This window comes from Novosphingobium sp. BL-S-34 (genome assembly GCF_056857015.1).
Map to the genome: position 1 here is coordinate 233063 of NZ_CM166472.1, position 21249 is coordinate 254311.

General features: G+C 66.3%; 16 protein-coding genes. 8 read left to right on the plus strand and 8 right to left on the minus strand.

Annotated features, from left to right (window positions below; genetic code table 11):
- Window positions 1-169 precede the first annotated feature (169 nt).
- From AC1VV3_RS01075 to AC1VV3_RS01100, 6 genes are all read right to left on the minus strand, one after another.
- Complete coding sequence (locus AC1VV3_RS01075; protein ID WP_314468148.1) at window positions 170-1597, minus strand: protoglobin domain-containing protein; 1428 nt, start codon at window positions 1595-1597, stop codon at window positions 170-172.
- Between the two features lie 161 nt (window positions 1598-1758).
- Window positions 1759-2622, minus strand: a complete 864-nt coding sequence (locus tag AC1VV3_RS01080; RefSeq protein ID WP_431566527.1) for a glucosamine kinase nucleotide-binding domain-containing protein — start codon at window positions 2620-2622, stop codon at window positions 1759-1761.
- Complete coding sequence (dld, locus tag AC1VV3_RS01085; RefSeq protein ID WP_431566528.1) at window positions 2619-4364, minus strand: D-lactate dehydrogenase; 1746 nt, start codon at window positions 4362-4364, stop codon at window positions 2619-2621. The genes AC1VV3_RS01080 and dld overlap by 4 nt, the downstream gene beginning before the upstream one ends.
- 14 nt (window positions 4365-4378) lie before the next feature.
- The gene (locus tag AC1VV3_RS01090) at window positions 4379-5458 is read right to left on the minus strand and encodes a beta-N-acetylglucosaminidase domain-containing protein (protein WP_431566529.1); all 1080 of its coding nucleotides are present in this window, start codon (window positions 5456-5458) and stop codon (window positions 4379-4381) included.
- Window positions 5455-6606, minus strand: a complete 1152-nt coding sequence (nagA, locus tag AC1VV3_RS01095) for an N-acetylglucosamine-6-phosphate deacetylase (protein ID WP_431566530.1) — start codon at window positions 6604-6606, stop codon at window positions 5455-5457. The genes AC1VV3_RS01090 and nagA overlap by 4 nt, the downstream gene beginning before the upstream one ends.
- On the minus strand, window positions 6603-7679 hold the full coding sequence (locus AC1VV3_RS01100) for an SIS domain-containing protein (RefSeq protein ID WP_132262316.1): 1077 nt from the start codon (window positions 7677-7679) through the stop codon (window positions 6603-6605). Before AC1VV3_RS01100 ends, nagA begins: the two co-directional genes overlap by 4 nt.
- A gap of 115 nt (window positions 7680-7794) precedes the next feature.
- Between AC1VV3_RS01100 and AC1VV3_RS01105 the strand changes: the two genes are divergently transcribed.
- From AC1VV3_RS01105 to AC1VV3_RS01130, 6 genes are all read left to right on the plus strand, one after another.
- Window positions 7795-8682, plus strand: coding sequence for a protein phosphatase 2C domain-containing protein (locus AC1VV3_RS01105; RefSeq protein ID WP_482961934.1), 888 nt, complete (start codon window positions 7795-7797; stop codon window positions 8680-8682).
- A gap of 17 nt (window positions 8683-8699) precedes the next feature.
- Window positions 8700-9788 carry an anhydro-N-acetylmuramic acid kinase gene (locus AC1VV3_RS01110; protein ID WP_482961935.1) on the plus strand — a complete coding sequence of 363 codons (1089 nt, stop codon included), beginning with the start codon at window positions 8700-8702 and terminating at the stop codon, window positions 9786-9788.
- Between the two features lie 157 nt (window positions 9789-9945).
- A complete protein-coding gene (locus tag AC1VV3_RS01115; RefSeq protein ID WP_132262322.1) occupies window positions 9946-12678 on the plus strand; it encodes a TonB-dependent receptor domain-containing protein in 2733 nt (910 codons plus the stop codon).
- Between the two features lie 113 nt (window positions 12679-12791).
- A complete protein-coding gene (locus AC1VV3_RS01120; protein ID WP_431566533.1) occupies window positions 12792-14357 on the plus strand; it encodes a sodium:solute symporter in 1566 nt (521 codons plus the stop codon).
- 24 nt (window positions 14358-14381) lie between these two features.
- Entirely contained in the window at window positions 14382-15272 is an 891-nt protein-coding gene (locus tag AC1VV3_RS01125; RefSeq protein WP_134092745.1) for an N-acetylmuramic acid 6-phosphate etherase, read from the plus strand.
- Window positions 15273-15278: 6 nt separating this feature from the next.
- Window positions 15279-16007 (plus strand): GntR family transcriptional regulator, encoded by a 729-nt coding sequence (locus AC1VV3_RS01130; RefSeq protein WP_132262327.1) that lies wholly within the window; start codon window positions 15279-15281, stop codon window positions 16005-16007.
- Between the two features lie 36 nt (window positions 16008-16043).
- On the opposite strand, the gene AC1VV3_RS01135 is transcribed toward AC1VV3_RS01130, so the two are convergent.
- Window positions 16044-18137 (minus strand): PKD domain-containing protein, encoded by a 2094-nt coding sequence (locus AC1VV3_RS01135; RefSeq protein ID WP_431566534.1) that lies wholly within the window; start codon window positions 18135-18137, stop codon window positions 16044-16046.
- Window positions 18138-18376: 239 nt separating this feature from the next.
- Between AC1VV3_RS01135 and AC1VV3_RS01140 the strand changes: the two genes are divergently transcribed.
- Window positions 18377-19630, plus strand: a complete 1254-nt coding sequence (locus tag AC1VV3_RS01140; protein WP_431566535.1) for an ROK family protein — start codon at window positions 18377-18379, stop codon at window positions 19628-19630.
- 100 nt (window positions 19631-19730) lie between these two features.
- Window positions 19731-19970, plus strand: a complete 240-nt coding sequence (locus AC1VV3_RS01145; protein WP_132262330.1) for a hypothetical protein — start codon at window positions 19731-19733, stop codon at window positions 19968-19970.
- Window positions 19971-20148: 178 nt separating this feature from the next.
- Here the strand turns inward: AC1VV3_RS01145 and AC1VV3_RS01150 are convergent, their stop codons facing one another.
- Window positions 20149-21198: an NAD(P)H-dependent amine dehydrogenase family protein gene (locus tag AC1VV3_RS01150; RefSeq protein ID WP_482961936.1), complete on the minus strand. Its 1050-nt coding sequence runs from the start codon at window positions 21196-21198 to the stop codon at window positions 20149-20151.
- Window positions 21199-21249 lie beyond the last annotated feature (51 nt).

Here is a 21249-nt window from a genome sequence, read left to right on the forward strand (position 1 = left end):
AAGGTGTCTCCCGCGATTCGTGTTTGGCCATGGGCTAGCGCACTTCCCGCCAGTGCCGCGCGGCCGGAATGCAGCGCGCGGCCAAGTATCGCTCTGGCGCGGTCAACGCCCGGCGAGCACGCGCCGCCCCCTCGCAGCAGGGCGGCGCGCGAAGATCAGGCGCGGGCGATCAGGCCGCGCAGGTCCTGACGGGTGGCTCCTCGCCGATCTGGAATCGCCCGGCCTGGTTGGCAAGCGTCGTCGCGTCCGAGATGAGGGTGCGGGCGGCGGCGGAGGTCTGCTCGACCATGGCCGCGTTCTGCTGCGTCGTGCGGTCCATCATGCCGACCGTGGAACTGACTTCCGAAATGGCCGTGGCCTGGGCATCGTTGTCCCGCGCCATCGTCTCGACAAGGGCGTGGACCCGGCCGACTTCGCCCGCGATGGTCTCCAGCGAACGATCGACGCGCGAGACGGTGGCGACCGCCTGGTCGATCTCGGAACGGGTGGCGGAAAGGCCGTCGCGCGCCTTGCGGGCTTCTTCCTCGGCGCGCATGGCCAGGGAACTCACGAGATCGGCAACGACCGCGAAGCCGCGCCCGGCGCTTCCGGCCCGACCGGCCTCCACGGCCGCGTTCATGGCCAGGACGCGCGTCTGGAAGGCGATCTTGTCGACCCCCTCGATCACGGCATCGATGCCGCGCGCGCTTTCGTGCACGACATGCATCGCCTGCACCGCGTCGCCGGCCACTTCGCGTCCCTGCTCGACGGAATCGAGCGCTTCCCCGGCAATGCCCAGGGTTTCCTGCGCGCCCGATGCCGTGGCCTTCACGCGTTCCTCGACGCGCAGCAGCGTCGCGGCCGTCTCCTCCAGGTTCGCGGCGCTGCTTTCCGTGCGCTGCGCAAGGTCTTCGGAGGCCCGCGCGATGGCGCCGGATTCGCCGTAGATCGCATGGGAGGCCGTCACCACCGACCCGATCGTCTCGCGCAAGTTGGCGAGGCTGCGGTTGTAGGAGGTCTTCAGCGAGAGGAACCCGGCGGGCAGGTCGTCGATGTCGTGGAGAAGATCGCCGCCCGCCAGCCGCGACATGGCGCGATCGAGGGCGGCGATGGCCTGGTTGCGCTCCGCTTCGGCTTCCTCGAAATAGATCGAGATCGACAAGTCCATGTCGAGCATGGCCGCCTTCATCAGCGCGCGGTTGAGCTTGCCTGGGCTGACGCGGCGCGTGAACAGCCGCCAGGGGCTGGCGCTGCGTTCGACGGCGGCCATGATCTCTTCCAGGATCAGCGCATAGCCGCCGATGTACCAGCGCGGTTCGAGGCCGATCTTGGCGTGGACTTTGCCGATCCGGCTGACGGCGGCGTAGTATTCGGCGTCGAACCGGCCGGTGGCGATGCCCAGCCAGTGGCCGACTTGCGCGCCTTTGGCGGCGTTGATGTGCGCATCGCTGCGGAACATGCGCGCCATCTCGGGGGTCGCGCGGACCCGCCGGTAGAAGTGATCGAGCGCTGGCTGGATGCAGGTGCGGAGAAATGGTTGCGCAGCGGTGAGAATACGGCGCTGCGCGGCATCGAATTCGAGGAACTCCAGACGTTCCTCGACGGTCTTGACTGTCAAGTTCAACTCCTGCCCGGCGGATCTTGTCCGGCCGAATGAAATCGTTTTTCCTGACCTATTATAGAACGATGCGGGCGGCTTTCGGCGCGGGAGGGCCGGGATTTTTGCGCCGTTCGGCCGATGCCGGCAGCGGCAAAGATGCCCAGCAGGGACAGCAGGCGTCAGGCGGGTTGGAAGCCCGCCAGACGCAGCGCGCCGTCAAGGGAATCGCCGAGGGCCGGGCTCAGTCGCTCGACCGTGCGCGAACGCAGCCAGGGCTGCATGCGCGGGGCCAGGCCGCCGACGAGCGTGCAGCGGGTGGCGCCGCGCTCGAAGATCGTCTCGATGAAACGCTCGATATGGCCCGCGGCATGTTCGACGATGGAGCGGGCGATGGCGTCGTCCGCTTCGGCATAGTCCATGACCAGCGGCGCGAAAGTGCCGTAGTCGCGCGGGGTGGCGTGGTCCATCCAGGCGATGGCCTGCGCCGTGTCGTGTTCGAAACGCTCGGTCACGGCCGCGCTCAGCGGGGTTTTGCGGGTGCGCCCGTCGAGCGCGCGCAAGGCGTGGCGCATCGCGCTGAGGCCGAGCGCGGCACCGCTGCCTTCGTCGGAGATCGGGAAACCGTAACCGCCGATGGTGAAGTCCCGGCCGTCCAATCGCACTTGCGCGGCGCTGCCGGTGCCGATGATGAGGATCGCGCCGTCCTGCCCGGCATGGGCGCCGAGGTTGGCGATCTGGGCATCGGTGGCATAGCGCACCGCGGCGAAGCCGAAGTCGAGTTCCGCCAGCGCCTCACGCACGCCGGGGCGGGTGATCCCGGCAATGCCCATGCCGGCCTGGATGGTGGCGCGCTCGGCCGTTGTAAGGCCCCCTTCGGCCACGGCCTGGTCGACCGTGTCCTTCAGCGTTTCGTAGAGTGCCTCCATCCCGATGCGCGCATTGGCGGTGCCGGACTTGCCGTGGCCGATCTCCTGGCCCTGCGCGTCGACAAGCCGGGCGCGGCAATTGCTGCCGCCTGCGTCGATGCCGAGGAAATAGGTCATGGATGTTCTCCGGTAGCCCCGATGCCTGGGTGATCTCCCCAGTCGCGGCCACGGGGGGTATGGCCGATTCCGGGGTTGAGCTGGTTGCGCGGGTCGATCTCGCGGTAGAACTGCGCGAGTTCGGGCCGGGCGACATAAAGGTGGCCGACATTGTGCTCGGCCGGATACTGCGCGCCGCGCGCGTCGAGCAGGGCCCAGAGCGCGTGCTCGAATGCAAGCGGATCGGTGCCCTTCTTCACGATGTAGTCCTGGTGGAATACCTGGCAGAAGAAGTGCCCGTAGTAGAGGGTGTGGACCGTGCGCGCCGCAAGTTCGGCCGGCAGGCGTTCCACCCATTCGCGGGTGTTGCGGGGCAGGGCGACGTCGAGCGCGACGATGTCCTCGACCGTGTCCGGGTGGACGGCGCGGTATCGCACCGCAGCGCCCGCCGCCACGAAGCGGTGGAGGAAGGCCTTGGCGCTTTCCTGCGCCGTGCATTCGAAGTGCCCGCCGTCAGTGCCTGTATCCTCCGCGTCGCCGGGGAAGAGGTCGTGCAGCAGCGTGCGCGCGGCTTCCACCTGGTCCCGCGGCACCTTGAGGATCAGGTGATGCTCGAAGCGCGCGCGATAGTCGCGCATGCGGGCCGGGAGATGGTCGGGGATGAACCGGCTGGACCACTGCATCAGGCGGTCGCTGAGCCCGCTGCCCATTACGCCGTCGAAGCGGGACTTGGCCGCGAACAGCGCCGGGAGCCGGTCGGTGCCGAGGCGCTCGATGGCGAAGAACATGTCCTTGCCGTAGCGATCGGCCACGTCGAAGGCTTCGGCGTGCATATATTCGCCGGCGATCGGCAGCGTGTCGAAATCGCGCAGCATCGTGCGGCGCAGCGCGGTCAGGCGGTCTGCCTCGTTAGTGCCGATGTAGAACGTGGTGGTCTCGTCTTCGCGCGCGAACGTATCGAGGCGCACGGCGAAGACGATCAGCTTGCCCGCGCTTCCCGCCGCCTCGAACAGGCACCGGGGGTCGGCATTGAAGCGGGCCGGCACTTCGCTGTCGATGTCGCGGACATGGTCGGCATAGCTGTGGTCGTGCGCCCACTTGTCGCTGGCGGGATCGATGTCGGCTTCGGTGAACTGTTCGAGGTCCAGCCGGGACAGCATGGTCTCCGGGTCGTCGCCAAGGTCCATGCCGAGATGGTTGAAGAGGCGCAGCGAGCCGTCGCCCTGGACCTGGGCATAAAGCGCAAGCTGGGTATAGGCCGGACCACGCCGGATCAGCGAGCCGCCCGAGTTGTTGCAGACCCCGCCGACCACCGAGGCGCCAAGGCAGGAAGAACCGATCACCGAATGGGGTTCGCGCCCGAACGGCCGCAGTGCCTGCTCCAGCTTGTAGAGCGTGGTCCCCGGCAGGCACAGCACTTGTTCTCCGCGGCAGATCACCTTGAGTGCGGAAAGCCGGGTGGTGCTGACGATCACCAGGCCGCCGGGATAGTCTTCGCCATCGGGGGTGGAGCCGCCCGTCAGCCCGGTGTTCGAAGCCTGCATGATGATCGAGACGTCTGCCGCCACGCAGGCCTGCACCGCGCGCCACATTTCCACCAGGCTGCCGGGGCGGACCACCGCGATGGCCGGGCCTTCGCCGGTGCGGTAGCCCTTGCGGAAGCGGGCCGTCTCGCGCGCGGAAGTCAGCACATGGCGCTTGCCCACGGCGGCGCGCAGTGCGGTCAGTAGCGCGATATCCCGGGTCTTGGTGCTTGCTGCCATGGTTGTATCCCCGCTTACTGGGTCTGGACCTCGTCGTCGGTCATCAGGTCCTTGCCGTCCAGCCAGTTCAGGATTTCACGCGCCGCGGGATGATCGATCCCTTCGTAGCGGTCCCGCAGGCGATCGGCGCGCGCGCCGAGGCGCTCGTGGCCCACGTCCTGCAGGGCCGGGATATCCTGCTGCAGCATCTGCGCGAAATCATCGCCGAGCAGGTGCCGCGCCGCTGCGCCGAAGGCTTCGCCATAGGCGTAAGTCTCTCCCTGCCGGTAGACCATCGGCAAGGTGATGGCGGGAATGCAGCCGAGGTGCGCCTGGATCGCCGGGTTGATGGCATGGCCGGAGATGTGCCCGGCGATCGCTGCCGGACGGCCGGTGAATGCCCGCAGATGGAGAAAGCGCGACATGCGGGCGCCGTCATTCACGGGCCAGTTGTCCCAGAGGCAGACCTTGCGGCCCAGTTCGCCTGCGACGCGTTCCAGATGGGCCGGGCCGATTTCCTTCGAGCAGACTTCCTCGCCGGTCCAGTAGACCTGCACGGCGGGATCGAGCAGCCGCCCGAGCTTGCCGAGATAGTCCGCCGGGCGATCCGCGAAGACGAGGTCGAGCACGGGATCGTCGGAATAATAGGTGGGGCAGGTGTAGACACGCGCGGCACCGGTGAGCTGGGCGCAGAAGTTGACGACATCCGCCTGGCGTTCTGCGAGTTCGGGCATGTCGCCGCGAAGATCGTCGAACAGCACGGCAAGGTCGTCGATGCCGATGGCGTCGAGTTCGGCTACCCGCCGCGTGAGGTCCGCGCGGGCCTCGTCGTCGAAGGGATGCGTGGAGCCGACCGGGGTGATCGCCATGCCGAAGCGCATGCCCGCGGCGCGGCACTCGGCGGAAAGGCGGGCCAGCGCTTCGGTCCGGGCCATGTCATGCGACACCCGCCATTCGCGGCGCAGCGCGCGATCGGCCTTGGGGCCATAGTGGTAGAAGCCGTAGCCGGCCTCGGCGAGCGTCTTCACCACATGGCTGCGCTCGGCCTCGTTCCAGATGCGACCGAAGCGGCCCTCGATCAGGCCCAGTTCCGGCTGGCTTCCTTGCCTCGTCATTCGCGGTGGTCCTCGCGTGCGCCGCCGATCCAGGTAGCGCGGACCAGGCGATCGTTGCCCAGATGGACGAGGTCCGCCCGCAGCCCCGGCGCGATGGCGCCGGTCTCATGGTCGAGGAGCAGGAAGCGGGCGGGGTTGCCGCTGGCCATGCGCGAGGCGGCGACGATGTCGCAGCCGATCATGTCCATCGCGTTGCGCAGGGCCTGCGCCATGGTCAGCGCGGAGCCGGCCAGCGTGCCGTCGGGCCCGGTGCAGGTGCCGTTCTCCACCTTGATGTCCTGGTCCATGAGCGTGAAGCGGCCCAGCGTCCCGCCGACCGGCGGCATGGCGTCCGTCACCAGCATGATGCCTTCCTCACCCCTGGCCGCAAGGGCCACGCGCATCGAGGCGGGATGGACGTGGAAGCCATCGGCGATGAGGCCGAAGTGGCTGGCGCGGTCTTCCAGCGCCGCGCCGACCATGCCGGGGTCGCGGCTGAGGAACTGCGTCATCGCATTGAACAGGTGGGTGAAGCCAACCAGCCCCTCGGCAAGCGCGGCGCGGGTCTGGTCGTAGTTCGCGAGGCTATGGCCGGCGCAGACGAGCACGCCCGCTTCGGTGAGGGCGCGCACGGTCCCTTCGGGCGCCAGTTCGGGCGCCAGCGTCACCACGCGGCGGCCCGTGGTCGGTGCCGAAAGCCGGGCGATGACTTCGGTGTCCACCGGCGCAAAGCGGGTCTGGTCGTGGATACCCTTCTTGGCGACGTTGAGGTGGGGGCCTTCGATATGCACGCCCAGCACGCCCGGAACGCCCTGGGCCATCGCAGCTTCGCCGGCGGCGATGGCAGCTTCCACCACTTGCGGGAAGTCGCTGATGAGCGTGGGCAGGATGCCGGTCGTGCCGTAGCGGCGATGCGCCTGGGCGATGGCGCGAATGCCTTCGATGCAGGGCATGTCGTTGAACAGCACGTCACCGCCGCCGTTCACTTGCGTGTCGATGAAGCCGGGTAGCAGGTAGCCGCCGTCGAGCCGCTCCAGCACGCAGTCGCCGGGCAGGGCGTCGGGCGCCGCAAGGTCGACGATGCGATCGCCGTCGAGGACCAGCGCCTGGTCTTCGACCACGCGGTCGGCAAGGACGATACGCGCACCGATAAGGGCGATCCGGGTCATAGCGTGCGCGTCACCTTGTTGAGGTGCGGAGGATTATCCGGGTTCCGTCCGCGCGCCAGCGAGAGTTCGTTGGCGAGGCCGTAGAAACTCTGGATCTCGGCAATGGCTCCAAGGACCGGATGCACTTCCGTGGCCAGCGGCAGTACCAGCGCGGCGGGAGCAACATCCTCGGGCAGGCCGGCGGCGATGACCCGGGCGCCGCGCGCCGCAAAGTCGTCCAGGCGCTCGCGAAGGCCGGTGCGCGCCACGTCGAGCGGGGCAAGCACCAGCACCGGATCCCCGTCCCCCACCAGCGTCATCGGGCCATGGGCGACTTCGGCGCTGCTGAAGGCCTCGGCATGGAGGCTGGAGGTTTCCTTGAGCTTGAGCGCGGCTTCACCGGCGATCGGCAGTGTCGGGCCGCGCCCCAGCACCAGCATTTCGCTGGCATCCTTGAGCAGGTCCACCGCCGTCGTCCAGTCGGCATTGGCGGCCGTTTCCAGAACCTCGCCCGTGGTTTCGAGAGCCGCGAGCAGCGCTTCGTCCTGGCTCCACTCGGCGACGAGATGGGTAAGCGCGACAAGGGTGCAGACGAAGCTCTTGGTCGCCGCGACGCTCGTTTCCGGGCCGGCGTGGACGGGGATCACGATCTGCGCAAGCTCGGCCAGCGGCGATTCGGCATCGTTGACCACGGCGATGACGACCGCGCCCTTGTTGCGGGCGTCCTGCGCCGCAGCCAGCAGGTCGGGACTGCGACCGGACTGCGAGATCGCGATCATCGGTACGTCCAGGAACTGGGCAGACGTGGCGTGATAGAGCGAACCCACCGAAGGGGCGTGGCTCAACGTCGGGATGCGAGCATGGGTTTCCAGCAGGAACTTCGCGAACGCGGCGGCCTGGTCCGAACTGCCGCGCGCCAGAGTCGCGGCGAAGGGCGGGGCAAGCTCGCGGAGCTGGCGGCCGGCCTCGCGCACGATATCTGCATTGCGGCGAAGCTGCTCGACGCAGCGCGCGGGCGCCTCGCGCGCTTCGCGGGACATCTGCGTGGTGCTGGCGGGCGCCGCTGCCGGCGCGTTCGGTGTCGCTTGGGTCATGATCTGACAGATACCAGTTTAGCTTTTTGGTACAAGTGGCATTAAAGTGGTTTTATAATTCGCCGCGTTCATGATACCGGTTCGGTTCGGCGAGGGCCGGATGTGGGAGAAGACGATGCTCAGGATCGAGATTGCCGCTTCCGATGGGCAGAGTGAAGTCAATGAGGACTGCGTCGGTCATCATGGTGATGCGGCGTGGGTCGTCGATGGCGCGACAGGGATTGGTCCGGCGCTGCTTGACGCACCTAGCGATGCCTCCTGGCTTGCCCGGACCGCCAACGCGGCCCTGACGCAATTGCTTGCCGGCAATTCGGAAATTTCGACCGTGGCGCTCCTGCGGGAGGTGATGGGGCGCTGCCGTGACGCCTTGGCGCGCGAGCAGGTGCGCGAAGCGGAAGGGCCGCATGAACATCCCTCGGCCGCCTTCGCGATGGTGCGTGTCATCGACGGCGTGGCGGAATTCACGGCGCTGGCGGACTGCCGAATCGTGACGGTCGAGGGTGAGGGCGACGGCGACGGCGACGGCGACGGTGAAGGCGAGGCGCGGCTGTTCGGCAGCTATGCGCTCGATGCTCTCGAAGGCCGTACGGTCGAGGCCATGAAGGCGATCCTGACGGCGGAGGGCGACATCGGGTTCGACGCGCTCAAGGCCCGGTTGCTGCCGGGTCTCCGGGCGAACCGTAAGCTGATGAACCGGGAAGGCGGCTACTGGGTGCTCGGCACCGAGCCGGCGGCGGCCGACCACCTTTGGCAATGCCGCATGCCGGTGCGGCCGGGGCAGCGCTTTGCGATCGCCAGTGACGGTTTCCTGCGGCTGAACGAGCTTTTCGCGGTCGCCACGCCTGCCGATCTCCTGTGCATTTCCGATCGGGAAGACTGGTCGCGCTGGCTCGGCCGCCTGCGCGACCTCGAAAAAGCGCCGGGTTCTCTGCACCGTCATCCCCGGGTGAAGCCGCATGACGATGCCAGTCTGATTGTCTGTAGTTGGGGGAGTGCACGCTGATGCTGGTCATGGGGTTCATGAGTGGGACGTCGCTCGACGGCGTCGACGTGGCGGTCGTGGAGACCGATGGCGAGCGGATCGAGGGTTTCGGGCCTTCGGCCATGATCGCGTTTTCGGCCGCCGAGCGCGCGGCGTTGGAAAAGGCGACGCGCGATGCGCTGCTCTGGGACGGTTTCGGCGAACAGCCGCTGTCGTTCGGGCTGGCGGGCGAAGTGATCGAAGCGGCGCATCTGCGCGCGGGGCATCATGTGATCGAGAGGCTGGGACGGCTTCCTGACCTCGTCGGCTTCCATGGCCAGACCTTGCTGCACCGCCCGGAACGGAAACTCTCCGTGCAGATCGGCGATCCGCAAGTGATCGCCGACGGGCTGGGTGCTTCGGTGGTGGCGCAGATGCGTCTGGACGATCTCCTGGCCGGCGGGCAGGGCGCTCCCCTGGTACCGGCCTATCACCTTGCTCTGGCGAAGAAAATCGGGCTGCCCCGCCCGCTGGCCTTCCTCAATATCGGCGGCGTTGCGAACCTGACATGGATCGGCGCGGACGGTTCTCTGCTCGCCTGCGATACGGGGCCTGGAAATGGTCTTATCGATCAGGTCGTCCAGGCGCATGGCGCGGGCCGCTACGACGATGGCGGACGCATCGCGGCGGCAGGCACGGTGGATGAGGCGGCCCTGGCGGCGCTGCTGTCTCACCCGCATTTCCACGGCGAGGGTCCGAAGTCGCTTGACCGTTACGACTTCCCGCTCGAATGGGCCGACGCCTGTTCGTTGGAGGATGCGGCGGCAACGCTGACCGCCTTCACGGCCGAGGCCGTCGCCGTGACAGCCCGCATCCTGCCGCAAGTGCCGGAAATCTGGGTAGTCTGCGGGGGTGGTAGCCACAATCCCACGCTGATGGCGGCTCTCCGCGCACGGCTGGGCGACTGCCGGACCGCGGACGAAGTCGGCCTGCGGAGCGACTTCGTGGAGGCGGAAGCCATGGCCTTCCTCGCCGCGCGCAGCCTGCGCGGCATGCCGTTGACGTTCCCCGGCACTACCGGGGTGTCACAGCCGCTGACGGGGGGAACGATCTGGCGGCCGGAAAACACGTTAGCCGAAGTGGTCTGATCGCGGCGAATTATTACATCACCACTTAGATACCACACCTTTACATATCCATGACAGGTATGCATGGTGAATGAGTCCGGAAAGGGCATGCCGTCGAGTCTTCGGGTCGCACCAACACACGACGGAACAGGGTTCAGGGAAGTAGTGAGGAAGTCTAATGGTTAAGTCACAACGACATACCGTGGCCGTGGCGGCGCTTGCCATCGCCCTTTCGCAAGTGCCGGTTGCTGCCTTCGCGCAGTCGGCAGGCAGCGCCGATGCAGGCGAAGCCGCAACTGGCGCCGACATCGTCGTCACCGGCACCCGCATCGCGGTTCCGGGACTGACGTCCAGCAGCCCGGTCGCCTCCACCGGCGAGGAGCAGATCAAGCTCCAGTCGGCGCTGACGGTCGAGGACTTCTCCACCAAGATCCCGCAGCTTTCGGGCGGCGTTCGCCAAGGCTCGCAGGGCAGCGACGCTTTCGGCGCCCAGGTTCTGGAACTGCGCAACTTCGGCCAGAGCCGTTCGCTGGTCCTGATCGACGGTACCCGCGCAACGCCGTTCAGCTTCCGCAACTCGGCTGACGTCAACGCCATTCCCGCCTCGCTGATCAAGCGCGTCGACGTGCTGACCGGCGGCGCCGCCGCGGTCTATGGCGCGGACGCCGTGGCCGGCGTGGTCAACTTCATCCTCAACGATGAATTCGAAGGCATTCGCGGCACCGCCACCAGCCGTCTGTCCGAGCATGGCGGCGCGCAGTACGGCGGCTCGCTGATGGTCGGTACCGGCCTGGGCGACCGCGGCCACATCGTCATCGCGGCCGACTATACCCAGCGCGACCGCATTCGCGCGGGCCAGCGCGACTGGGCGGAAACGCCGAACCAGACGATCCCGAGCATCGGCGGCGTCTTCACCGACGTGGCAAGCGGCCGCAAGTTCGGCTTCACCGACAGCGGTGACTTCACCACGAACCCTTCGGCCACTTCGAACATCTCGGATACTTATCCGCTGGTCTCGCCGCTGAAGCGCATCAATGTCGCGGCGCTGTTCAAGTACGAGATCACGCCGCAGGTCGAGATCTACGGCCGCGCGATGTATACCAATTCGCGCACGCAGGAGACCGGTACCCCCGGCGCGACGCCGGCCTCGGTCAACCGCACCGTCTCGATCAGCGAGAGCAATCCCTACCTCACGGACGATATCCGCAACCAGCTGACGTTCGTGAACGGCACCGCGCGCGTGAACGTCTCGCGCTCGCTGGCCGAACTCGGCCTCATCAACTACGAGACCGAGCGCAACACGCTGCAGTTCCAGACCGGCCTGCGCGGCCCGCTGACCAATGCGGTCAAGTGGAACGTCTATGCCCAGTACGGCCGTTCGACCGAGAACACGCTCATCACCGGCGATGGCCTGGTCACCAGCCCGACCGGCGCGAACAACTTCGATTCCATCGTCAACAGCGTGAACATCTTCGGTCCGAACCAGACCGAACTGGCCGATGCGCTGGGCAGCACGATCAACGGCTTCAACCGCAAGCGCGACCAGTTCGTGACCGCGGCGACCCTGAGCGGCACGCTGGAAGAGCTGTTCTCGCTGCCGGCCGGCCCGATCGGTTTCGCCATCGGCGCCGAGTATCGCCGCGAAACCGCCAGCATCGATCAGGACACCGCGCTTCTTACGGGCAACACCTACCGGCAGGGCGTGCAGGCTGCCTACAGCGGTTCGTTCGACGTCAAGGAACTCTACGGCGAAATCCTGGTGCCGGTCCTGCGCGACCTGCCCCTGATCCGCAAGTTCGACGTGGGCGGTGCCTACCGCCTGTCCGACTACAACATGTTCGGCACGCACGGCACCTGGAAGGTGGAGGGCAACTGGGAAGTCGATCGCAACCTGCGTCTGCGCGGCACATACCAGCGCGTCCTGCGCACCCCGAACTTCGGCGAGTTCGCGGCCGGCATGTCCTCGCTGCCGTTCAGCAACCTCGTCACGGTCGATCGTCTGAAGCCGCGCTACGGCGGCGATCCGTGCGTGCTCGGCACCGGCGATGCCGCCCAGTGCGCCCGCTTCGGCGCGCCTGCAGTGGGTTCGGCGAACTCCAACGCGGCCAGCTACCTCACCGGCAATTACTATTACGGCGGCAACCCGGACATCAAGCCGGAGACCGGCTATACCACGACGCTCGGCGCCGTGTTCACGCCGACGTTCCTGCCCGGCCTGAACCTGACCGTCGACTGGTACGAGCTTGACCTGCGCGGCGCCGTGGGCGTGATCCAGCCGATCGCGGCGATCACCAGCTGCTATGTCACCAACCCCACCGCCACCAATCCGCTGTGCTCGCTGGTGACCCGTAATGCCGACGGCACGTTCAAGGATGCCTTCGTCAACAACCAGAACCTGGGCCGACTGCTCCAGCGCGGTTTCGACATCTCGGCCAGCTACACGCTGCATCCGGACTTCGTGCCGGGCACGGGCGTGCGCCTGAGCTACCAGGGCAATATCGTCACGTCCTACCTGATCCAGGCGAACTCCACGGTTTCGGCCGTGCAGTGCAAGGGCACTTTCGGCGCCACCTGCTCCAGCGACGGCACCACTCTGGTACAGCCTGACTATCGCCACACGGTCGGTCTCTCGTGGCTGTTCGACAAGGGCGTGATCCAGTTCGACTGGCAGCGCATCGGCAAGGTGAAGTCGAGCACGGTCGGTTCGACCGAGACGATCTCGGCCCAGAACACCTTCGACCTATCGGCCTCCTACGAGTTCACCGACGCGATCACCTTCAGCGCCGGCATCTACAACCTCTTCGACAAGAATCCCCCCTATGTGTCGACGGGCGGTGTCTTCAACACCTTCCCCGACACTTATGACATTCTCGGACGCACGATCGGCTTCTCGCTGACCGCGCACCTCTGAGGATAACCCACCCTGCGCGGCGCCCGGTCAACCTCCTCCTCCTCCGACCGGGCGCCCGCTTTTTTGTCAGGCCCTGAAGACCGATTTCAGGGCCGGGTCCGGAGACGAATTCGATGACGCTGCCTTTCTCGATGGCGGACTGGCTGGTGATCGCCGCCTACCTGCTGCTGCTGGTCGCGGGAGGCTGGATCTTCACGCCGCGCAAGACCGAATCCGCGCATGACTACTTCCTGGCGGGCGGCAGCGTTCCGGCCTGGCTCGCGGCCATCTCGGTGCTGTCCGCCACCCAGTCCGCAGCCACTTTCCTGGGCGGGCCGGATTATGGCTATCACGGCGACCTTACCTACCTCAGCGGCAATATCGGCGGACTGATCGGCGCGATCTTCGTCGCCCATGTCATGATCCCGCGCTTCTACGCCATCAAGGCGACGACGGCCTATGAGCTGCTGACCTTGCGCTTCAACGAGAAGGCGACGCGCTGGGCAGGGGGCATGTTCCTGGTCGGCCGCGTCTTCGCAGGCGGCGCGCGCGTCTATCTGGCCGCCATCGCGCTGGCCATGGTCATCACCGGCACGGTCGAGGCCCAGGGCATCATGATCGCCGCCGCCGTGCTCATCGTGGCCAGCGTGCTCTTCACGTTCGTGGGCGGCCTCAAGTCGGTGCTCTGGAACGACCTCATCCAGTTCGTGGTCTACCTGGGATCGGCGATCGCGGTGCTCGTCTTCCTGCGCCTCTCGATCCCCGCGTCCACCGGCGAGATCATCCAGGGCCTTTCCCATACGCCCGAAGGCGTGAACAAGCTGAAGTTCTTCGATTTCTCGATGGACCTTTCGCGTCCCTTCTCGATGCTGGCCATCGTGCTCGGCCTGTCGCTGCTCTACATCGCGAATGCCGGCATGGACCAGGACACGACGCAGCGCCTGCTGGCCTGCAAGGACGCCAAGACCGGCGCGCGCAGCCTTTACCTCTCGGTCTTCGCGACGCTGCCGGTGGTGGGCATGTTCATCGTCATCGGCCTGCTGCTTTATGTCTTCTACGACCGGCCCGACCTGATGGGCGGCGCCACGGCGGCTGCCGGCAACCAGTTCGGCGGCGAGAAGATCAGCATCTTCATGCACTACATCCTCACCCAGCTTCCCGGCGGCCTGCGCGGACTGGTGACCGTGGGCATCTGCGCGGCGGCCGTCGCCACCACGAACTCGGCGCTCAACGCCATGTCCTCGGTGCTGGTCCAGGACTTCTACCGCCCCTGGCGCGAGAAGCGCGGCACCCCGCCAGAGCATCACTTCGTTTCGGCGGGGCGCGTGGGCATGGGCGTGATCGGCTTTGCCATGTTCGTCATGGCCGTGGTCTCGTTCTACTGGCAGCGCTACACCGACATGGGGCTGCTGGAATTCGCCCTGCAAGTGATGGTCTTCACGTACGCCGGCCTGCTGGGTGTCTACTTCACCGCGCTGTTCACCGGACGGGGCACCACCGGATCGGTCATCGCCGCGCTTCTCGTCGGCTTCGTCACGATCCTGTTGCTCCAGCCTTCTATCGCCCATGCCATCGGCCTTCCGGCCGCTCTGAGCAGCCTGTCGTTCCCGTTCCAGCTTTGCATCGGCACGGTCATCGCTTTCGCGATCTGCGCCGCGCCGGCCGGATCGGGCAAGACGATGGCGCCTGTTGAACGTTGATCCCCGCAAGGGACAAAGGATACCATGAATACTGAAGCGCTCGACGCCCGATACCTCGATCTCGACCTCTGGCCGACCGAACTGGCCGTGGAGGCCATGCTTGAAGGGCAGATGGCGGCCATCGCCTCGATCCAGTCGCAGACCCGGGCGATTGCCCGCGCGGCCGAAGCGGCGGCGCTGCGGCTGGGCGATACCGGCCGGCTGGTCTTCGTGGGGGCGGGCACCTCGGGCCGCCTTGCCGTGCAGGACGGCACGGAGCTTTATCCGACGTTCGGCTGGACGATGGACCGCATGGTCTTCCTCATGGCCGGGGGCATCGGCGCCCTGACCGAGGCTTATGAAGGCGCCGAGGACGATGTCGAGGCCGGCCGCGCCGAAGTGCGCGAACGGGGCATCGGCCCCTCGGACGTGGTGATCGGCGTCGCTGCCAGCGGCCGCACGCCCTACACCGTCGCTGCGATCGAGGAAGCCCGCGCCGCGGGTGCGCTCACCATCGGCATCGCCAACAATGCCGGCTCGGTCCTGCTCGACACGTCCGAACATGCCATCCTGGCCGTCACCGGCAGCGAAGTGGTTGCCGGTTCCACCCGCATGAAGGCGGGTACTGCGCAGAAGGCCGTGCTGAACCTGCTGTCGACCGCGATCATGCTGCGCCGCGGCCTGGTCTATCAGGGCCGCATGGTGGCCATGCGCATTTCGAATGCGAAGCTCTTGCAACGGGGGCGGACCATGGTTCAGGATATCGCCGGGGTCGACGCCGAAGTCGCGGCCCGCGCGCTGGAAACGGCAGGAAACGAAATCCGGCTCGGCGTGATCGTCGCGCTGGGCGTTCCTCTCGCAGAGGCGAACACGCTGCTCGAAGACAATGGCGGCAATCTGCGCCAGGTCCTGCAACTGCTGGAAAAGCGAGACTGATCGACGATGCGCGACATTGCCTGGACCCGCAGCGAAGAGGGCACGCCGCTCTATCTGCAGCTTGCCCGCAGCCTGCGCGAGCACATCAGCAGCGGTGCGATCGATCCGGGCAGCGCGCTCCCATCCGAACGGGACCTCAGCGAGATGGCGGGGCTGTCGCGCGTTACCGTGCGCAAGGGTATCGAGCAGCTGATCGAGGAAGGCGTGCTGTTCCGCAAGCAGGGTTCGGGCACTTTCGTGGCCAAGCGGATCGAGGCACCCGGCGCCAGGCTCAGCAGCTTCAGCGACGATACCCGCTCGCGCGGGGAGAACCCCGGCGTGGTGTGGATCAACAAGGCCTATGCGCAGCCGACCGAGGAAGAGGCGGCGGCGCTGGAGATCCCCGCCAACGCTTCCGTCGCGCGGCTGGGCCGCGTCCGCCTGGCCGGCGGGGAGCCGCTGGCGATCGAACATGCCGTGATCCCGGCGCAGTTCATGCCGGACCTGACCGCGCTCGGAGATTCGCTCTACCAGGCGCTCGACATTCACGGATTCCGCCCGACTTCCGGCACGCAGCGCGTCCGCGCCTCGCTCGCGACCCCGACCGAGGCCGGCATCCTCTGCGTGAAGCAGAATTCCGAAGTGCTGCGCATAGAGCGCAAGACCCGCATTCCCGACGGCCGGATCGTCGAGTTCACCCGTTCGGTCTACCGCGGTGATCGCTACGAGTTCGTCACGGAACTCAAGGAAATCTGACCGCCAAGACGGGCCGCGTCTCCAAGGACCGGGCCGCTATTTCACGACGACCCTGACGCGCCCGAGGTTCTGGATGCGGGCAAAGGGCGTGTTCTTGTCGCCCTCTCGCTGCGACGTGCCGCGCAATGTGGGGAAATAGGTGCCGGGCCGGGCGAAGGTGTGAGTCGCCGTGACGGTCGCCGAACGGGCTCCGGAGCGGATTTCGGATTCGACAGGGAAAGTGCCCGCGCCGTCGAAATCCCATTGCGCCGCGACGATTGCGCCGGCGCCGGGCGGAACATCGATCTTGCCGACGAAAGTGACCTTCTGGCCCGCCTTGACCTCGGCCCGAACTCCCCCAGCGACCTTGAGGTCGATGACCGGCTGCACGCCGTGACGATCCGCCGCCCCGGCCGGGACGACGATCTGGCCATCGTCGAAGCGGTAGCTGGTGGAAGCGGGCGGAGCGATGCCTTTCTCCACCCAGAGCGCAAGGTCGCGCAGGGCCTGGTTGAGCACCGGCACATAAGTGATGGTATGCGTCGGGTCTTCGGGGTCTGAATCGCCGTGGAGCGCATGGTCGGTGTACCAGAGGCGGAAATGATCGTCCGTCGCAGCACCGAAGTGAGCGGTGACGAGGCCGCGATACCAGTCGGCCGACCAGGGGAAGGCCTCGCGGTCCCAGAGGGATTCCACCAGGATCATCTTCCCATCGAAATTGCCTTTCGGCACCGAACCGGCGGTTGCCTGCGTGAAGACAGGCCCCAGCAGCATGGGCCGCTGCGGGTAGAGCGGCTTGCCGTCTGCCCCGCGGAACTGGTTCCAGACCTTGAATTCGGGGCCGGGGACCTGGTGGCGATGGTAGGTCTGCGCGGCCAGGAAGTTCGAATTGTCGAGACTGACCTCGTCGCCCGCTGCCAGCTTGGCGGCCACGGCGGGATCGACGATGCCCAGCACCGCCACGTCGCCTTCGATGCGGCTGACCGTGAGGCGCGCGCCCTTGGCGGCGCCGGACTTGACCATCAGGTCGCCGCCCAGGAACTGAACTCTTGGCGGCGCCTTGGCGAGGCGGACAGCGACCACGTTCTTCGCTTCCTTGCCCTGCAGGGCGGCGAAACTGTCGTCGACGTTGCCCTGGACCTTGCCGTCGGTGACGCCGGTGTGGATCTTGAGGCGCGCTGCTTCGGCCGCCGTGATCGGCGCCGAGATCGCCGTTTCATGCTGCAAGCGATAGCCGGCGAAACTCTCGGGATGGTCGAAGCCAAGATATCCGGGCTTCGTCCAGAAATCGGTGAAATAGCCGGGATCGGCCATCAGCACGCCGCCGTAGAGCGCGGCGAAGCCGTGGATCCCCATCGTCTTCCAGCCGAACCACGATTTCGGCGGGAAGCCCATGCGCGTCACTTCGCGCAAGGCCGAGGCCTGTTCCGCGCTGAGCCCTGCATAAGGATCGCCGCTGCCGCCCGGCTCCATGGCGTCGACGATCTGCGGGAACTTGTCCTGAAGCAGGCGCATCGCATGCATGCGCACCGTGAACGAGTTGGGGATCGCCATGCTCGAACCCAGCACGTAGGGCACCGCGCCATCCCACACGCCGCGCGTGTTTTCCATCGAACCGACCGTTCGGTAGCCGCCGCCGCTGCCGCCATAGGCATAGCCGTAGGGCCGCTTGCCGCCGTACATCTTCACCGCAACCACGCGCGAATACTGCGCGGCCGCGGCATTGGCGCGGTAGGCGCCGATCGTGGGATCGCTCGATCCATATCCGGCGACGGCCGGACCGCCGCCATTGGTCTCGACGAAATAGGCCCCGCTCGCGATTGCGAAGGACAGCTTGTCGTTGGTGGGCGTCGTCGCCCGCTGGGCCAGGTTCTCGTTGTCAGGGGCGGGGGTGAAGTGCTGGAAGAACCGGCCCTGGTACTGATCCTTGGGCGGGAAATAGAACGAGAAGCGCGTGTCCGTGCCCTTGAAGCCGCCATGGACATAGCGATGGCGCACCGGCGCATCGCGCCATTCGTCGATGTCGATATAGGGCTCTGCGAAAGTCGCATCGGGCACGGCGGCAGGCTCCTGTTTGGCCGCTACGCTCTGGGCATTGGCAGCGGAGTGGTCGATCGCCGCCATGGCCATGGCGGCCGTTACAGTGAGCAATCCAGCCAGTTTCAAGCGAGAGGGATTTGCAGAAGGCATTCCTGTGCTCCGTGCTGCCATGATCCGGTGAGGGCGCCTTGCCCGCATTCCAGCCAGTGTTGGTCTTTCGGAAATGATCGTTCGTTCGCGGCCTTGGGTGGCATAACCGAGATGGGCTGTCGCGAGGAAATTTTAGAGATTAAAATAATCGCCCGGGCGGCGCGGTTGCATGCGCATGGCGTTTGGCCGATGACAGCGCGATGCGGCTCACCGATCAGGAATTCAACCGAGTGCTCGTGCTGAAGAAGCTGCGCGCCAGCGAGCCCGTGGCCCGGACGGATCTGGTCGGCCTGACCGGCCTGACCGGCGGAACCATCACGGCCATCACTGCCGATCTGGTCCGGCGCGGGATCGTGATCGAGGAAAAGGTCGCCACCTCGGGCCCGGGCCGCCCGCGCGTGAACCTTCGGATAAATCCGCAAGGACGCTACGTCGTCGGCACCACGCCCACCAACGAGGGCGAACTGCTGACGGAGATCGTCAATCTCAGGGGCGAAAGCCTCGGCTTCGCCAAGGCAGCGCTGACGCGGGACACGACCATCGAAGGTCTCGCACGGCAATTCATCACGGCGCTGGAACAGGCCCTTGCCGAGTGGGACGTCCCCCGGGAAGAGATCTACCGTATCGGCATCGGCATTCCCGGCATCGTCAACAATCGGACGGGCATCGTCGAGCATATCATCTCGCTGGAATCCGGGCCGGTGGACTTCGGCGGCATCGTCGGCGAGGCGCTGGGGGTTGCCACTCTCATCGACAACAGCACCAATCTGCTGGCCCGCGCGGAGCATTGGTACGGCGCCGCTGCCCATGCGGACGATTTCACCCTGATCAACATCGATCTGGGGATCGGTGCCGCCTTGTACCGCGGCGGCCAACTCGTCACCGGCGTCCACGGCATGGCCGCCGAATTCGGGCATGCCAAGGTCGTGCCCGACACGGGCAGAGCCTGTTACTGCGGCGGCATCGGCTGCCTTCAGGCCTATTGCTCCGTGCAATCGATCATGGAGCAGTCCTGCGCGCAACTGGGCAGGCCCTTGCCCGACTTTGACAGGATGAACGCCGCCTTCGACGGCCTGATGGCCGAACAGGCCGCGGGCAGGATCGACATCGGGCCGATACTGGAACAGGCCAGCCACTATCTCGGCGTGGCCGTTGCCAATCACATCACGATGCAGGACCCGGAGGCCGTGGTCATTCTCGGCCCGAAATTCGCCATGATCGAGGAACTGCGCAGCATCTTCTTCGATGCCCTGGAGCGAAACACGTTTCCAGCGCTGCGCCGCCGCACGAGGCTGCACTTCAAGCTTGGCGACAAAGGCGCCTACGCGCGCGGTGCAGCCGCCATGGTGCTGGAACAGATCTATCGCTGCTCCGACGGGGCGCGGGAGGTTGCAACCGGCAATCTGGCCAAAAGGTCTGGCGCGCCTATAGCCCGAACTGTCGCAAAAACCTGAAATGCGGGCACTCGGACGTGCCGTTCCCTGTTCTCGAAACCGTGCCGCGTTTCATGGCGCGGCGCGATTGTCGCCAGAAGAAAAGGGAAAGGGTCTGCAAATGCACGTTTCATACCACACACCCGCGCGGCTGATCCGCTACGACGGCCAGTTGGACAAAGCTGGCTCGCTCGCTGCTGGGCTGGTCAAGGACGGGCCCTTGGGAGAACTCGTGCAGGAGGCAGTTGCGGATCCCGCTCATGAGCTTTGGCGCTATGCGGTCGTGGCCGAAGACGATCCCGACAACGAAGCCGCCGACATCCTGCGGCTCAGTCTGCGTTGGCCCAGTGTCAGCCACTGACCTAGTCTGAGCGGTTAACACCCACTTTTAATCGAGTGCCGTCAGCTTGCACCATTGTGCAACAAGGCGGCTCCTCTTGCCGGCCCCGGATTTAGCCCTCGCCGTTTGCGAGGTAGTTTCTGGTTGAGCGGGGGTAGGTGCGGTGCGTTTGCTTCCCACTGATGGGAAAGCGCTGGGGCTAACCCAAACGGGCCACGACCGAGGGCAACGATCCGGTCGTCAGGATACCAGGCGGAGCGGCGCAGATGCTGGATACTGCGTTGACGGGACGATGCGCCGTCAGGTTAGGTAGCGTTGTCTGGCGATCGGCGTGGGGAATGGGAAAGCCGATGCTGATATCGAGCGGCGTGTCCCCCTCGACGGTGACTCGCCACCCGTCTCCGCGCAGGTCCCACGGGGGATCGAGTTCTTCGGTGACGAACCAGTTGCAGCGAAAACGCATGACGGGCGTTCCGCCGCGGTAGCCGGTCGTCACCATCCGCTGTCCGGCAACCGAGCCTGCTGGAATGGTGCTTTCATGCAGTTTAACGGGACGTTTGGCGAGCGCGACTTCGCTGGAGACTTCGAAACGCTCGATGTCGATGCCGACCGCCTCGGCCAGCGCGCGCAGGGAGTGGTTGAACACTTCGTCCCGCTCGTAGAACGGGCGCTGGGCGAAGGCCTCGGGCGTCTCGCCGAAGCCCATGATTCCGACCAGCATCTCTTCCGAGCAGCCGTCGATGCAGTTGGCAAATTCATCGATGGTAAGAAGGTCCAGACGCCGTGCGAGCGACAACAGGACGAGAGGCAGGGCTTCGGTGATGAAGCCGGGGCTGCTGCCGGAACTGTGCAGCGTGGCGCCCCCGTTGCGGCATGCCGCTTCGATCCGCGCGCGGATCATGGGCTCCATGCTTCCCGGATGGAAGAAATCCGCCCGCGTGGAAGAGATGTTGATGCCGTTTTCCAGAAGGGCGCAGACGTCATCGTAGTCGGTCAGTTCGGGCATGTAGAGCACGCAGTCCGGCTTGAGCGCCAGCACCGATGCCAGGTCCCGTACCGCCTTGATGCCGGTTGGCGGCATTCCGCATAGCGCGCCGGCATCCTTGCCTTCCTTGGCGGGCGAATAGACCTTGACGCCGACAAGCTCCATCTCGGGGTGCGTGAGCACGGCGCGCATGGCTGCCGCGCCTACCGTGCCGGTGGCCCATTGCACGATGCGCAGCTTTCGAGCTTCCGATGGCTTGGTCATTGTGTTCGCTCCCAGGTGTTTCCAGGTGACGCAGTCCCGGCGGCGGACATC